At 63.5% G+C, this 15,602-nt stretch carries 14 protein-coding genes; 12 read left to right on the top strand and 2 right to left on the bottom strand.

Annotated elements, in window-relative coordinates; translation table 11 throughout:
- Positions 1-12 precede the first annotated feature (12 nt).
- From NKI29_RS04770 to NKI29_RS04740, 7 genes are all read left to right on the top strand, one after another.
- Complete coding sequence (locus NKI29_RS04770) at positions 13-972, top strand: ABC transporter permease (protein ID WP_352795607.1); 960 nt, start codon at positions 13-15, stop codon at positions 970-972.
- Positions 973-983: 11 nt separating this feature from the next.
- Complete coding sequence (locus tag NKI29_RS04765) at positions 984-1,811, top strand: ABC transporter permease (protein ID WP_352568402.1); 828 nt, start codon at positions 984-986, stop codon at positions 1,809-1,811.
- A complete protein-coding gene (locus tag NKI29_RS04760) occupies positions 1,811-3,496 on the top strand; it encodes an ABC transporter ATP-binding protein (RefSeq protein ID WP_023676216.1) in 1,686 nt (561 codons plus the stop codon). The genes NKI29_RS04765 and NKI29_RS04760 overlap by 1 nt, the downstream gene beginning before the upstream one ends.
- 93 nt (positions 3,497-3,589) lie before the next feature.
- The gene (locus NKI29_RS04755; protein ID WP_084641081.1) at positions 3,590-4,429 is read left to right on the top strand and encodes an alkaline phosphatase family protein; all 840 of its coding nucleotides are present in this window, start codon (positions 3,590-3,592) and stop codon (positions 4,427-4,429) included.
- 131 nt (positions 4,430-4,560) lie between these two features.
- Positions 4,561-5,124, top strand: coding sequence for a sigma-70 family RNA polymerase sigma factor (locus NKI29_RS04750; protein ID WP_352452243.1), 564 nt, complete (start codon positions 4,561-4,563; stop codon positions 5,122-5,124).
- Positions 5,121-5,789 carry an anti-sigma factor gene (locus NKI29_RS04745; protein WP_352568403.1) on the top strand — a complete coding sequence of 223 codons (669 nt, stop codon included), beginning with the start codon at positions 5,121-5,123 and terminating at the stop codon, positions 5,787-5,789. Before NKI29_RS04750 ends, NKI29_RS04745 begins: the two co-directional genes overlap by 4 nt.
- Entirely contained in the window at positions 5,779-7,218 is a 1,440-nt protein-coding gene (locus NKI29_RS04740; protein ID WP_352795605.1) for a S8 family serine peptidase, read from the top strand. The genes NKI29_RS04745 and NKI29_RS04740 overlap by 11 nt, the downstream gene beginning before the upstream one ends.
- Before the next feature lie 5 nt (positions 7,219-7,223).
- On the opposite strand, the gene NKI29_RS04735 is transcribed toward NKI29_RS04740, so the two are convergent.
- Positions 7,224-7,718, bottom strand: coding sequence for a DUF8737 domain-containing protein (locus NKI29_RS04735; protein ID WP_352568407.1), 495 nt, complete (start codon positions 7,716-7,718; stop codon positions 7,224-7,226).
- 79 nt (positions 7,719-7,797) lie between these two features.
- On the opposite strand from NKI29_RS04735, the gene NKI29_RS04730 reads away from it, so the two are divergent.
- Entirely contained in the window at positions 7,798-8,706 is a 909-nt protein-coding gene (locus tag NKI29_RS04730) for a LysR family transcriptional regulator (RefSeq protein ID WP_352568409.1), read from the top strand.
- Positions 8,707-8,785: 79 nt separating this feature from the next.
- Here NKI29_RS04730 and NKI29_RS04725 read toward each other — a convergent pair whose 3' ends face one another.
- A complete protein-coding gene (locus NKI29_RS04725; RefSeq protein WP_352568411.1) occupies positions 8,786-9,808 on the bottom strand; it encodes a substrate-binding domain-containing protein in 1,023 nt (340 codons plus the stop codon).
- Positions 9,809-10,170: 362 nt separating this feature from the next.
- Here NKI29_RS04725 and NKI29_RS04720 point away from each other — a divergent pair, with 362 nt between their 5' ends.
- From NKI29_RS04720 to bglA, 4 genes are all read left to right on the top strand, one after another.
- Positions 10,171-11,526 (top strand): ABC transporter substrate-binding protein, encoded by a 1,356-nt coding sequence (locus NKI29_RS04720; RefSeq protein ID WP_352452249.1) that lies wholly within the window; start codon positions 10,171-10,173, stop codon positions 11,524-11,526.
- Between the two features lie 227 nt (positions 11,527-11,753).
- Positions 11,754-12,767, top strand: coding sequence for a carbohydrate ABC transporter permease (locus NKI29_RS04715; protein WP_023680221.1), 1,014 nt, complete (start codon positions 11,754-11,756; stop codon positions 12,765-12,767).
- A gap of 1 nt (position 12,768) precedes the next feature.
- Entirely contained in the window at positions 12,769-13,923 is a 1,155-nt protein-coding gene (locus tag NKI29_RS04710; protein WP_352568413.1) for a carbohydrate ABC transporter permease, read from the top strand.
- A 4-nt stretch (positions 13,924-13,927) separates the two neighbouring features.
- Positions 13,928-15,592, top strand: coding sequence for a beta-galactosidase BglA (bglA, locus tag NKI29_RS04705; RefSeq protein WP_352795604.1), 1,665 nt, complete (start codon positions 13,928-13,930; stop codon positions 15,590-15,592).
- Positions 15,593-15,602 lie beyond the last annotated feature (10 nt).

Genomic DNA, 15,602 nt, shown 5'->3' with positions numbered 1-15,602 from the left:
GGCCTTGCGGATATGTCCTCACCCATCGTGAAACTGGTGGCCCAGCGCATTGCGCTGGGCATTCTGCTGCTGTTGGCCGTTTCGGTCCTGATCTTCGCCGGCACCCAGATCCTGCCCGGCGACGTCGCGCAAGCCATCCTAGGACAGTCGGCGACACCGGAGTCGCTCGCCAATCTGCGCGAGCAGCTCGGCCTCCATGATCCCGCTTACATCCGTTATTTTCGCTGGCTCGGCGGCATTCTGACCGGTGATCTCGGCACGGCGATGTCGAGCGGTCAGGATATCGCAACCTCTATCAAGGGAAGGCTGTGGAACACGCTGTTCCTCGCCTTCTGGGCGGCGGTCGTCGCGGTGCCGCTGGCGATCATCCTCGGGCTGATCGCGGTGCGCTACCGCAATGGCTGGGTCGACAAGCTGATCTCGGGACTGGCGCTGGCCTCGACGTCCTTCCCGGAATTCTTCGTCGGCTATGTGCTCGTCTTTTTCTTCGCGGTGCAACATCAATGGTTTCCCGCCATTTCCACTGTCTATGACGGGATGCCTTTCGGCGAACGCATTCAGGCCATCGCACTGCCGGCGGCGGCGCTGACCCTGGTGGTGCTAGCCCATATGATGCGCATGACGCGCGCCGCGATCCTCAATGTCATGCAGTCGGCCTATGTCGAAACCGCCGAACTCAAGGGGCTTTCGGCCTTCGCGGTCATCCGCAGGCATGCCTTCCCCAATGCCATTGCGCCGATCATCAACGTCGTGATGCTCAATCTCGCTTACCTGATCGTCGGCGTCGTCGTGGTCGAAGTTATCTTTGTCTATCCAGGCATGGGCCAATACCTCGTCGACCACGTCACCAAGCGTGACGTGCCGGTGGTGCAGGCGGTCGGGCTGATCTTCGCCGCCGTCTACATCAGCCTGAACATCATCGCGGACATAGCGGCGATCATCGCCAATCCGCGCCTCAGACATCCGAAATGAGGGGGGCGGGTATGCTCGTCATCAAACGCATCCCCATCCCGGCATTGGTCGGCATCGTGCTGACGGCGCTGTTCGTGCTGGCAGCAATTTTTGCGCCGTGGATCGCGCCGCATGGCAATGCCGAGATCGTCAGCGACGTCCCTTGGGAACCGATGTCGGCGGCGCATTGGCTGGGCACCGACAATCTCGGCCGCGATCTGATGTCGCGCATGATCTACGGCGCCCGAATCACCCTGTTCATCGCGGTGCTGGCGACCGCGCTGTCGTTCTCGCTCGGTGCCATCCTCGGCTTCTCGGCCGCGGTGTTCGGCGGCTGGTTCGACACGCTTCTGTCGCGTCTCGTCGATCTCCTGATGTCGATCCCGACATTGATCATGGCCCTTGTCGTGCTGTCGGTGCTGCCATCCAATCTGGTGACGCTGATCCTGGTCATGGGCGTTCTGGATTCGACCCGCGTCTACCGCCTGTCGAGGGCGGTCGCCGTCGACATCAACGTCATGGATTATGTCGAGGCGGCCAAATTGCGCGGCGAAGGCAGCGGCTGGATCATCTTCCGCGAGATCCTGCCCAATGCGCTGTCGCCGCTGGTTTCGGAACTCGGCCTGCGCTTCATCTATGCCGTACTGTTCCTGTCGACGCTGTCCTTCCTCGGCCTTGGCGTGCAGCCGCCTAGCGCCGATTGGGGCGGCATGGTCAAGGAAAACAAGGACGGCATCGTCTTCGGCATAGGCGCCGCCCTCATTCCGGCGGCGGCGATCGCAGCGCTGGCGATTTCCGTCAATCTCGTCGCCGACTGGGTGCTCAACCGCACGACAAGCCTGAAGGGAGGACGCGGGTAATGGCTGACAAGCAACCGAAGCCCGGGCAACCGAAGCCCGGGCAACCGAAGTCCGGCGTGCTGCTCGACATTCGCAATCTGCGCATCGAGGCCACGGTATACCCGCCGGGTGAGGCGCCGAAGAACATCGTGCTGGTGCACGATGTCTCGCTGACGCTGGAGAAGGGCAAGGTGCTTGGCCTGATCGGCGAGTCCGGCGCCGGCAAATCGACCATCGGCCTGTCGTCGATGGGCTACGGCCGCGGCGGCGTGCGCATCACCGGCGGCGAGGTCATCCTCAATGGCCGCGACATCCTGAAGGGCGGCAACGAAGGATTTCGCAAATTGCGCGGCCGCGAGGTCTGCTATGTCGCGCAATCGGCGGCAGCCGCCTTCAATCCGGCGCACAGGCTGATGGACCAGGTGGTCGAGGCAGCACTCCTGCACGGCACGGCGACGCGGGCCGAAGCCGAAAAGCGCGCCGTGGCGCTGTTCAAGAAGCTCAGCCTGCCGAACCCCGAAAGCATCGGCGAGCGCTTCCCCCACCAGGTCTCGGGCGGTCAGCTGCAGCGCGTGATGACGGCAATGGCGCTGTGCTCGGAACCCGACCTGATCGTCTTCGACGAGCCGACCACGGCGCTCGACGTGACGACGCAGATCGACGTCTTGGCGGCGATCAAGGATGCCATCCGCGACACGCATGTCGCGGCGCTCTACATCACTCACGACCTTGCCGTCGTCGCCCAGGTCTCGGACGAGATCATGGTGCTGCGCCACGGCCGGCTGGTCGAATGGGGCGGCACCCGCCAGATCATCAAGGAGCCGCGCCAGGAATACACCAACGCGCTGGTTTCGGTGCATGAGATCGAACACCAGGAGCAGAAGCCTGGCACGAGCCCGTTCCTGTCGGTCAAGAACATCACCGCCGCCTATGGCCGCAGTCACATCAAGGTGCTGAAGAACGTCTCGATCGATATTTTCCCCGGCCAGACGCTGGCGGTGGTCGGCGAGTCCGGCTCCGGCAAATCGACACTGGCGCGCGCCATCACCGGCCTCTTGCCGCCCGAACAAGGCACCGTCACCTTCGACGGACGGCCGCTCGCCAACCGGCTTGCCGACCGGCCGAAAGAGGATCTTCGCCAACTGCAGATGATCTACCAGATGGCCGACGTGGCGATGAACCCGCGCCAGACGGTCGGCACCATCATCGGCCGGCCGCTGGAATTCTATTTCGGTCTGCGCGGAAGGCAACGTGACGCCCGTGTCGCGGAACTGCTCGACAAGATCGAAATGGGCAAAGGCTATGTCGACCGCTATCCGGCCGAGCTTTCGGGCGGCCAGAAGCAGCGCGTCTGCATCGCCCGCTCGCTCGCCGCAAAGCCGAAGCTGATCATCTGCGACGAGGTGACCTCGGCGCTCGATCCGCTGGTCGCCCACGGCATACTGGAGCTGCTCCTCGGGCTGCAGAAAGAGGAAAACGTCGCCTATCTGTTCATCACCCACGACCTGGCCACGGTCAAGTCGATCGCCGATTCAATCGCCGTGATGTATCGCGGCGAAGTGGTGCGCTACGGCGCCAAGAGCACCGTGCTGACGCCACCCTTCGATGCCTACACCGATCTTTTGCTATCGTCGGTGCCAGAAATGGAGATCGGCTGGCTAGAGAAAGCGATCAAGGGACGGCGCATGGCCAGCGCGGGGAACTAGCGGGCCGCCCTTTGCGCCCGACGATCCTGTCCGGGCGTGGATTGAACGGCAGGCCCGCCCTGACTTTTCCGATTAAGCCGCATGGAGGCGCCCTTGGCGCTCAACACAAAACTATTGCTCATCATCCTCGACGGCGTGCCTTACCGGAACTGGCGACGGCTGATGGGCAATCTCGAAGGCTGGGTGCAATCAGGCGAAGCCCGCGTGTGGAAGATGCGCTCCGTGCTGCCGTCGACCTCGGCATCCTGCTATGCCTCGATCCACACCGGCGTGCCGCCTCAAGTGCACGGCATCCTGTCGAACGAGAACCGGTTTCGCGTCGAACAGCCGGACATCTTTTCCGAAGTCAGCAGGGCCGGCGGCAAGACCGGTGCGGTCACCCACTCCTACTGGTCCGAATTCTTTCGGGCCTATCCGTTCGACCTGGTCGAGGACATGGAGTTCGACCAGCCGGGCAGGCCGATCAGCCATGGCCGGTTCCACACCATGACCGGCTACAATGCCAGGAACCAGATGACGCCGAGCGACGTCGACCTGTTCGCGACGTTGACCATGCTGACCAGGCGCTACGGCATCGACTACGGCATCCTGCACAGCTGCACGCTGGACTCGATGGGCCACCGCTTCGGCCATGACTGCCACGAGATGGATCATGCCGTCTATGCAATGGACGCCATGCTCGCCGGCTTTCTGCCGCGCTGGCGGGAAGCCGGCTACGAGGTGATCGTCACCGCCGATCATGGCCAGACCGATCGCGGCCATCATGGCGGCCACGACGAGGAGATGCAGGATTTCGCACTTTACTACTTCGGATCCGGCGAGGGTCCGGAAGCCAATACGCTGCTCGATCAGCTGCAGCTCGCGCCGACGGTGCTTGTGCGCCTCGGCGTGCCGGTGCCGGCGACGATGAAGGCCGAGCCGTTCCTGAGTTGAGCGCGCCCTCTTCTCCCTCTGGCAACGCTCCCGCTCTTCAGTTAGCCTCCGCAAATATACGGGCGGATGCGGTGAACCTTTTTGGGCCGATCAGCGACAGAGCAGGCAGGAGCCAGGCGGCTCGACCGGCGATGACGGCCGCGGAGACCGATCGCGCGCTTGTCGAGCGGGTCGCGAAAGGTGACCGTGCCGCCGTGCGGCTCCTGTTCATGCGCCACCACGCGCGGGTCTACCGCTTCGTGGCACGCCAGACGGGATCGGAACTGATGGCCGACGATATCGCGAACGAGGTGTTCCTCGAACTCTGGCGGCAGGCACCGGCCTTCGAGGGGCGCTCGGAGGTCTCGACATGGCTGCTCGGCATTGCCCGCTTCAAGGCGCTGTCCCTGCTGCGCAAGAAGAAGGAAGACTGGATCGACGACGATGACGCGGCCCAGGTCGCCGACGGCGCCGACACGCCGGAAGTCGTGACGATGAAGGAAGACAAGGCCGCCGCCTTGCGACGCTTTATCGATGCCATGCCGGAAGAGCACCGCACGGTGATCGACCTTGCCTATTATCACGGGCAATCGGTGAGCGAGATCGGCGAGGTACTCGGCATCCCGGTCGCAACGGTCAAGACCAGGATGTTCTACGCCCGCAAGAAACTCGGCGAAGCCCTCAAGGCCGCCGGTTACGACAGGGGGTGGCCATGAGCGCCGCTGAAAAAATGTCACGCCGCGACGAAATGGAAATGCTGCTGCCGTTTTATCTGAACGGCTCGCTGGAGGGCACCGAGCTCGAAGCCATCGAGGAATGGCTGGCGAGCGATCCGGCGGCCATGGCCGCACTAGGCGAGGCCGAGGCCGAATTCTCCGGCACCGCTGCCGCAAACGAGGCAATCCGCCCGCCGGCCGATGCGCTCAGCCGCTTTGCCAAGGCGCTCGACGCCGAGGCCGGCCCGTCCCGCGCGCCTGCGGCATCGTCCTGGCTGGCGCAAGCCTGGAGCCGCTTCATGGCGGTGCCGGTCGGCGTCGCCTGGGCCGCGGCCGCGGTGCTGCTGGCCCTGGTCGTCGCGCAATCCTTTGTGCAGACCGGCAACAGAGGTGGCGATTTCGAGATTGCCGGATCGGAGGACGATCTGGCCAAAATGCCGTTTGCCCTTGTGAAGTTCAAACCGGATGCGAAGCTGTCCGACATCATCGCTTTTCTCGATCAGAACCAGTTGAAGATCGCCGGCGGGCCGACCGCCGACGGCGTCTTCCGCCTCGGCGTTCCGGCCAAGACCGCCGCCGACTATCAGAAGCTGCTTGGCCTTATTGCCGCCCAGCCTTTCACCGAAGCTGCGCTGGAGGGAAGGAAACCGGCTGATGGCGGCTAAGGCGGTCATTCGATTGACGGCAGCGATGACAATCTTCGCCGCGTCCGCAATGGCGCAGACCAATGACCCGAACCTCACCCAGGCTGAGATCGACTGCCTGAACCGGGGAAATGCTGCCAACGCCGACTGCGCCAAGGATGGCGGCGCCGTGAAGGATGGCGGCAAAGCGCTGGCTCCTGGAATAACGGGCGCGGTGTTTCTTCCGGACTTGATTGTCGACCTGTTCCCCAATCCTGCCGTAGTCACCGAGGCGCCTATACCTCCTGGCAATACTGCAACCCCACCCGCCGTCGCGCCGGCAATACAGGCTGCCGCGCCGGGCGGTCCGGTCGTAGCACCCACCGATCTTGTGGCAACCGAGCCGCCGCGCGCCGTGATCGGCGATTTCGTGCCCGACGAGGTGCTGGTCACGGTCAATGGCGATGCCGGCGCGGTCCAGCAGATCGCGGCCTCGTTCGGCCTCGAGATACGCTCGCAGCGGCAGTCGCGGCTGCTCGGCAACACACTGGTGCGCTTCGGTATTCCCGATGGCCGCCCGGTCGACGTCGTGCTGGCGCAGCTTGCCGCCGACGGCCGTACTTTGCGGCGTGAGGCCAACCATGTCTACTCGCTGCAGCAGGCGGCCAGCATCGTCAATTATGCGTTCGAGCGCATCGCGCTCGATGCCGACAAAGCCAGCGGCGAGAATGTGCGCGTCGGCGTCATCGACACCGGCATCGATGACGGCAATCCGGCGCTCTCCGGCGTCATTGCCGGGCAGTTCGATGCCATGCCCGATGTGCCGATCACGGCGCGCGACCACGGCACCTCGGTCGACGGATTGATCGCCGGTAACGGCGCGTTCAAAGGTATGGCGCCGGGCGCCAGGATCTATCATGCCCGCGCCTTCGAGGGCGGCAAGTCGACCATGGACGTCATCCTTTCGGCGCTCGACTGGGCGGCGGAGCAGGATGTCCGCATCATCAATATGAGCTTCGTCGGCCCGAAGAACGACCTGCTCGGCATCGCCTGCCGCAATGCGCGCGCGCTTGGCATCGTGCTGGTTGCGGCCGCGGGCAATAATGGGCCGAAGGCGCCCTACGGTTATCCGGCCGCCTTCGTCGGCGTGATCGCGGTGACGGCCACCGATGCCAAGGACGGGCTGATGCCGCAGGCCAATCGCGGCGCCTACGTCTTCATCTCCGCTCCCGGCGTCGAGATGGTAGCGCCAAGCGGCGCCGGCTCGGACGTGGTGACGGGGACTTCGTTTGCAGCGGCGATCGTGACCGGCGCCGTCGCCAACCTGTTCCATGCCGCACCCGACCGTTCGGCCGACTGGGTCGAGAAAGCACTTGCCGCCACCGCCAGGGATCTCGGCCCCAAGGGGCGGGACAATGATTTCGGCTTTGGCCTGCTGGACACCAAGGCGGCCGAAGCGGCGAAGGAATAGCCCGCTCAGGTCGCGTTTTGCTGAGGACGTAGGAGAAAATAGAATGCGGCGATGTGCGTTATCATCAGCAGCGGTACGTAGATGATCGGGATCGCGTAGGTGGCGCCCAGTTCGCCTGCGCGTGCAGGAAGGCCGATCTGAATGGCGTGGTAATAGTCGACGATGAGGTCGGCCGTCCCCGCGACATTGAAGGCGACGACCAACGGCCAGAAGAGCGGGCGTATCCTCACCGTGAGCAGCGCCAGCATGGCCAGCACGCCAGTCGCGAAATCGCCGTAGGCGGCGAATACGGCGAAGTCGGTGGGCAGATTGGGGCTTACGACACCTGGAACCAGGAAGACGAGCCCGAAGAAGCGGAAGCTGTGCAGCGTGGCGATGGCGCGTTGCGCCGCGACCCGGTCCATCGACCTGAGCCACGGCAAACCGTACGCGCCGAAGCAAAGCAGCCACGCGACGTAGCCGAGAACAAGGTGGGTTTGGAATACCATTTCCGTGGACATTTGGCTTCCTCAACAGTTGATTCACGCGGCTTTAAGCCCGCTACCGCAATTCGACTATCCGGTGTAATCACAACAACCTATGAAGCAGAACTACACAGTCCGACATGGTGCGCTGGAGGGCGTCGAGGCGTTCCTGGCCGTCGCCAGGCGCCTCAGCTTCCGCCGTGCCGCCGCCGATCTCGGCGTGACGCCATCCGCCGTGAGCCAAGCGGTGCGCGCGCTGGAAGCCCGTCTGGGCACGGCGCTGTTCGTCCGCACGACGCGGAGCGTTGGTTTAACCGAGCCTGGCCAGCGATTCCTCGACCGTGCCGGCCCGGCATTCGAAGAGCTTGTCGCGGCCGGCGAGGCCGCCCGCGATATCGGCCAGCGGCCGACCGGTCTGCTGCGCCTGTCTGTGCCCCGCGCTATCGTGCCGCTGATGCTGGAGCCGCTGATCGCGTCGTTCTGCCAAGCCTATCCTGAGATCGAACTGGAGATCGCCGTGAGCGACCAGATGGTCGATCTCGCGACCGGCGGGTTCGATGCCGGCATCCGCCTCGGCCAGCTCATCGCCGCCGACATGGTCGCGGTGCGGCTGACAGCGCCGTTCTCGTTCGTGGTCGTCGGCAGCCCTGACTATCTTGAGCGCCACGGCCGTCCCGAGCGTGTCGACGACTTGCGCCACCACGCCTGCTTACGCTTGCGCCGCTCGAATGGCAGCATCGCGCCCTGGTCGTTCATCGACGGCAACGGCGCGATCGAAGCGGTCGTCTCAGGCCCGCTGATCGCGCACGACTATTCGACGTTGGTCGGGGCTGCGTTGCGGGGCGTCGGGCTGGCGCAGACACCGCGACCACTCGCCGAAGGTCTGATAGCCGAAGGAAAACTCAAGTCGGTACTGGACAGCATCGCCACGACGACGCCGGGTGTCTTCCTCTATCATCCCGGCAAGCGCCAAGTCCTGCCGAAGCTGCGCGCCTTCATCGATCACCTCAAATCCGCGGCCTGAGACCAGGACGCACCCGCTGGTGCTGGCCAACAGCCGCCAAGAGTCGACCTTGGTCGTTCAGAGTGATTGAGTTATGCCCCTAGGCAGGTGCGCCGGCGACCGATCCCCTGACCACGAGATCGACCGGCCAGACCTCGCCGCGAGCGCCCTCCTCCAGGCCGGAAATCCGCGCCGCCAGCCGTTCGGCGACGCGTGCGCCGGCCAGGCGGATCGACGAACGTGTCGTCGACAGCGGCACCGAAAAATTTTCCGGCTTCAGCCACGGAAAGACGTCGTCATGGGCGATCAGCGACAGGTCGCCCGGAATAGTCAGGCCGAGATCGCGTACCGCGCGCACCACGCCGAGCGCCATGATCAGGCTGGAGCAGGCGATCGCCGTCGGCGCGTCGCTTTGTTCCAGCAAGCGCCTGGCAGCGCGATAGCCGTTCTCCTCGGTCATGGTCAGCGAACAGACATGCTGATCACGAAGCACCAGGCCGCTCGCCGCAAGCGCGCGGCGCACGCCGCGCTCGCGATGAATGGCGAAGGTCTCGCGATCGTCGCCATTGATCAGCGCCAGACGCCTGTGACCGAGCTGAACGAGTAGCCGCGCCGCCTCGTGGAAGGCGCCCTCATTGTCGATGTCGGTGAAGGGATAGTCGAAATCGAAGCCTTCGCTGCGGCCATGGACGATGAAGGGAATGCCGAGCGTATTGACGAGTGCCACCCGCCGGTCGGCCGGCCTCGGCGAGGAGATATAGACCGCGTCGACCTGCCGGTTGGCGACAATGCGGCGGTACGTCGTCTCCTGGTCGTCGACATCGGCCGGTGACAGCACCAGGTCGAGCTCGTGCGAACGCGCATAGTCGCCGAGGCCGGACAGGAACTCGACGAAATGCGGGTCGATGTCGACCGTCGTCCCCGTCGGCAGCACATAGCCGATCATGCCCGTCTTGCCGGTCGCCAGCCGGCGGGCGCTCGGATTGGGGCGATAGCCGTGACGCTTGGCGGCATCGACCACCCGCCGGCGCGTTTCCTCGTTGACTTCCGGGTACCCGTTCAATGCGCGGCTCACCGTAGTCTGCGAAAGCGCCAGCATGTGGGAGAGCTGCTTGAGGTTCACCGGAGGCCTCCAAACCTCAAAGCGCTTTTAATCTGAATCGAGCTGGCCGCTATGAATCGCCTTGCCGAGCGCGATGACCATACGCACGGTTCGGACCGGTTTGAAGCCGAATTTGCTGCTGCACCGCCAGAAAACTGTGCTGCAGCGCACTTTCGCCGGCACTCGACCGCAGAAATTAAGTCGATTAATTTGGCTTTCTCTTGACTCCGGATCAATTCAGTGGCGAGATCGAAATCACCAAAGCGCTTTGGAAGACTCTACGAAAGGTTGCAGTTCCTTTCCGACTGAGTCACAGTCCTGCAGCGCCGGCGGACGGAATGGAGGTTTCGTTCGGTGTTTGTCACCACTGGGAGGGAATACCGATGAAGAAAATGCTTCTGCTGGGCGCTGCGTTTGCCACGCTTGCGCTCGCCATGCCGGCGCAAGCCGAACTGAAGTTCAAGCCGGGCGAAGATCCCCGTTTCAACTGGGCCAACTACGAGGAGCTCAAGAAGGTCGACCTCAAGGGCGAGACGCTGACGATCTTCGGGCCGTGGCGCGGCGAGGACGAAGGGCTTATCCGCACCGTCCTCGATTACTTCTCCGAAGCCACCGGCGCCGAGATCAAGTACTCCTCGTCGGAGAATTACGAACAGCAGATCGTCATCGACACGCAGGCCGGCAGCCCGCCCAACATTGCCGTGCTGCCGCAGCCGGGCCTGATCCAGGATCTGGCATCGAAGGGCCTTTTGACGCCGCTCGGCGACGACACGGCCAACTGGGTCAAGGACAATTACGGCGCCGGCCAATCCTGGGTCGACCTCGGCACGTTCAAGGACAAGGACGGCAAGCCCGGCTTCTTCGCCTTTCCGTATAAGGCCGACGTGAAGTCGCTGGTCTGGTACTCGCCGGACAATTTCGAGGAAGCGGGCTACAAGGTGCCGAAGACGCAGGAAGAGCTTGCCGAGCTCGAAAAGAAGATCATCGCCGACGGCGGCACGCCATGGTGCATCGGGCTTGGTTCGGGCGGCGCCACCGGCTGGCCGGCGACCGACTGGGTCGAAGACATCATGCTGCGCACCCAGACGCCCGAGACCTACGACAAATGGGTGAAGAACGAAATTCCGTTCAACGATCCGGCAGTGGTCAACGCCATCGACATTTTCGGCAAGATCGCGACCGACGACAAGATGGTCGAGGGCGGCGCCAAGGCGGTTGCGGCGACCGATTTCCGTGACAGCCCGAAGGGCCTCTTCTCGGTGCCGCCGAAATGCTATCTGCACCACCAGGCATCGTTCATCCCGACCTTCTTCCCGCAAGGCACCAAGATCGGCGAGGATGCCGACTTCTTCTATTACCCGCCCTACGCCTCCAAGCCCGAGCTCGGCACTCCGGTGCTCGGCGCCGGCACGCTGGCCATGATCACTAAAGATAGCAAGAGTGCCCGCGCGTTCATCGAATTCCTGAAGCTGCCGCTCGCTCATGAGATCTGGATGGCACAGGGCGGCTTCGTGACGCCGTTCAAGTCGGTCAACAAGGACGCCTATGCTAGCGACGCGCTGAAGAAGCAGGGCGAGATCCTGGCCAACGCCTCGACCTTCCGCTTCGACGGGTCCGACCTGATGCCGGGCAAGATCGGCGCCGGTGCGTTCTGGACCGGCATGATCGACCTGGTCGGCGGCAAGTCCGCCCAGGACGTCGCCACTGACATCCAGAAAAGCTGGGACGCGATCAAGTAAGCGGCCGGCTTGAGTTCCCAATGTGATGTGGTCCGGGCCTCAAACGGCCCGGACCTTATCCGGTGCTTGGCGTCGCGTCGATTGTCGTGAGTACAACGCATTCCGGCATGACGCGCGCCCAGTGACCTGCTTTCCGGCTGGTCGCGCTCCAGACAACTGAATCGGCGCATGATCCCGTCGCCAAAGCCATTCTCGACTGGCGGATCCGTGCGCAGGGGGAGGGACCCATGGCGGCTCAGATTTTTTCGGCGATATTCGTCATCATCATCGGCGTGGGCGGCTGCGTCGCCTATTTCTGGGGCGCCAACAAGGCACTCGACACGATCTTTCCGGCACGCGGCGTTTCCGGCAAGGCGGCGATTAACAATCTGCGCCGGCAGGGGGTGATCCGACCCTGGCTCTTCGTCGGCCCGGCGATGATCATCCTCACCATCTACCTGATCTACCCGGTGGTGGAGACGCTGAGGCTGTCGTTCCTCGATCGCGGCGGCGCCCATTTCGTCGGCTTGGCCAACTATCAATGGGCGTTCGGCGACCGCGAGTTCCGCAACTCGATCCTCAACAACATCATCTGGCTGGCGGTGGTGCCGGCCGCCTGCACCTTCCTCGGGCTGATCATCGCCGTGCTCACCGACAAGATCTGGTGGGGCACCATCGCCAAGAGCCTGATCTTCCTGCCGCTCGCCATCTCGTTCGTTGGCGCCAGCGTCATCTGGAAATTCATCTACGAATATCGCGGCGACGGGCAGACGCAGATCGGTCTGCTCAACGCCATCATCCAGTATTTCGGCGGCCAGCCGCAGGTCTGGATCTCGCTGCCGTTCTGGAACAACTTCTTCCTGATGGTCATCCTGATCTGGATCCAGACCGGCTTTGCCATGGTAATCCTGTCGTCGGCCTTGCGCGGCATTCCGGAAGAGACGCTGGAAGCCGCCGTCATCGACGGCGCCAACCCTTTCCAGATCTTCTGGAAGATCATGGTGCCGCAGATCTGGGGCACCATCGCCGTGGTCTGGACCACCATCACCATCCTGGTGCTGAAGGTTTTCGACATCGTGCTGACCATGACCAACGGCCAGTGGAACAGCCAGGTGTTGGCCAATCTGATGTTCGACTGGATGTTCCGCGGCGGCGGCGATTTCGGCCGCGGCGCCACCATCGCCATCATCATCATGATAGCGGTCATTCCGATCATGGTCTGGAACATCCGCCAGGCGAACAAAGAGACGGAAGGACATTGAGATGGCCGCGTCGACCGGAAAGTCCTTTGTCAGCCGTTTCGGCGTCCATATCGCCGTCTTCATCTTCGTTGCGATCTGGACGATTCCGACGCTCGGCATTCTGGTCTCGTCGCTGCGCGACAAGGATCAGATCATCGCTTCGGGCTGGTGGAACTCGTTCACCAGTTCCAGCCAGACGGAAGCCGGACGGCTGCCGCCCGCCTCGGCGCAAGTCGAGAAGGACGGCAAGTTCGTTCTGCAAGGCAATGTCTTCGGCGACGGTCCGGCCCGCAACATCAGCGCCTTCGGCGTCAAGTCGGCAGCGCCGACGCAATATCCCGCCGGCACGACAGCCGATCTCGGCGACGGCGTCACCCTGCAGCTCAATGCCGACGGCAGTTTCGTCATGACCTCGCCGAAGGCTTTCGAAAGCGAACGCGGCCAGCGCGTCTATTACGCCTCGTCGGCGCCGCCGAAATTCACCACCGACAATTACGACACGGTGCTGTTTTCGGAAGGCATCGGCCGCTCCTTCATGAACTCGCTGACCGTCACCATTCCGGCGACCGTCATCCCGATCCTGATCGCCGCGTTCGCCGCCTACGCGCTGGCCTGGATGCGCTTTCCCGGCCGGGCGCTGCTCATCGCCGTCATCATCGGCCTCCTGGTCGTGCCGCTGCAGATGTCGCTGATCCCGCTGTTGAAGCTCTATAACGGCGTCGGCAGCTTCTTCGGCGTGCCGTCGAAGACCTATCTCGGCATCTGGCTGGCGCATACCGGCTTCGGCCTGCCTTTCGCCATCTATCTTCTGAGGAGCTATATTGCCGGCCTGCCACGCGAGATCATGGAGTCGGCGCGTATCGACGGCGCCAGCGATTTCGAGATCTTCGTCAAGATCGTGCTGCCATTGTCGTTCCCGGTGCTGGCCTCGTTCGCCATCTTCCAGTTTCTCTGGGTGTGGAACGATCTGCTGGTGGCGATGGTTTTCCTTGGTACCGAGGGCGACCAGATCGTGCTGACCGCCAAGCTTAATGCGTTGCTCGGCTCGCGCGGCGGCGACTGGGAGATCCTGACGACATCGGCCTTCGTCACCATCATCGTGCCGCTGATCGTGTTCTTCTCGCTGCAGCGCTATTTCGTCCGCGGGCTGCTTGCCGGCTCGGTGAAAGGAGGTTGAGATCATGCAATCCGCTTTGAAGGCCACCCCGAAGCCAGATCTCGCTATAGATCGCGACTGGTGGCGAGGTGCCGTGATCTACCAGATCTACCCGCGCAGCTATCAGGATTCGAACGGCGACGGCATCGGCGACCTCAGGGGCATGATCGGCCGGCTGGCCTACATCGCCTCGCTCGGTGTCGACGCCATCTGGATCTCGCCATTCTTCAAATCGCCGATGAAGGATTTTGGCTACGATGTGTCGGATTATTGCGATGTCGATCCGATGTTCGGCACGCTGGCCGACTTCGACGCGCTGACCGCAGAGGCGCATCGGCTTGGCCTCAAGGTGATGATCGACGAGGTGCTCTCGCACACCGCCGACATCCATCCCTGGTTCAAGGAGAGCCGCTCGAGCCGGAGCAATCCAAAAGCCGACTGGTATGTCTGGGCGGATGCCAAGCCGGACGGCACGCCACCCAATAACTGGCTGTCGATCTTCGGCGGCTCGGCCTGGCAGTGGGACACCAGCCGCCAGCAATATTATCTGCATAATTTCCTGGCCGAGCAGCCCGACCTCAATTTCCACAGCCGCGCGGTCCAGGACGCGCTGCTCGACGTCACCCGCTTCTGGCTGGAGCGTGGCGTCGACGGCTTCCGCCTCGATACCATCAATTTCTATTTCCACAGCCAAGGCCTGGAAGACAATCCGCCGCTGCCGCCCGAGCAGCGCAACGACCAGACGGCGCCGGCCGTCAACCCCTACAACTACCAGGACCATCTCTACGACAAGAGCCGGCCTGAAAACCTCGGCTTCCTCGAACGCTTCCGCGCCTTGCTCGACGAATACCCGGCGACGGCCGCGGTTGGCGAGGTCGGCGATTCGCAGCGTGGGCTGGAAGTGGTGGCGGCCTATACGGCCGGCGGCAAGCGCGTGCATATGTGTTACTCCTTCGACTTCCTGGCGCCGGAGAAGATCAGCGCGGCAAAGGTACGCTCGGTGCTGGAAACCTTCGGCAAGGTGGCCAGCGACGGCTGGTCGTGCTGGGCCTTCTCCAACCATGACGTGATGCGTCCCGCCTCGCGCTGGGCAGCCGGCGAGCCCGACCCGACCGCCTACCTCAAGGTCATCTCGGCGCTGCTGATGTCGTTGCGCGGCTCGGTCTGTATCTATCAGGGCGAGGAGCTCGGGCTCAGCGAGGCCGAGCTCAGCTTCGAGGATCTGCAGGACCCATACGGCATCCGCTTCTGGCCTGAATTCAAGGGACGCGACGGCTGCCGTACGCCGATGGTTTGGGACGGCGCTGCCCGCAATGGCGGCTTCTCGACGGCAAAGCCCTGGCTGCCCGTGCCCAGCAAGCACCTTGCGCAAGCCGTCAATGTGCAGCAAGGCGACGACGGCTCGCTGCTCGAGCACTACCGGCGCTTCCTGGCTTTCCGCCGCGCCCATCCGGCACTGGCCAAGGGTGATATCGAGTTCATCGAAAGCGAGGGCGACACCGTCGCCTTCACCCGCCGTGAAGGCAACGAGCAGATCGTCTGCGCCTTCAATCTCGGAGCAAAGCCGGCCGAAGTCGATCTTGGCGGCCGCTCATTGCAGCCCTTGCCGGGAAACGGGTTTTCGGGACAGACTGGCGCCGGCACTATCCGCTTCGGCGGCTACGGCGCCTGGTTCGGGCGTATCGACTGAATTCAAGGAA

Source organism: Mesorhizobium sp. M0678 (assembly GCF_040320505.1).
Taxonomy (GTDB): Bacteria; Pseudomonadota; Alphaproteobacteria; order Rhizobiales; family Rhizobiaceae; genus Mesorhizobium.
This window is presented reverse-complemented; position numbering and strand designations above follow the sequence as displayed.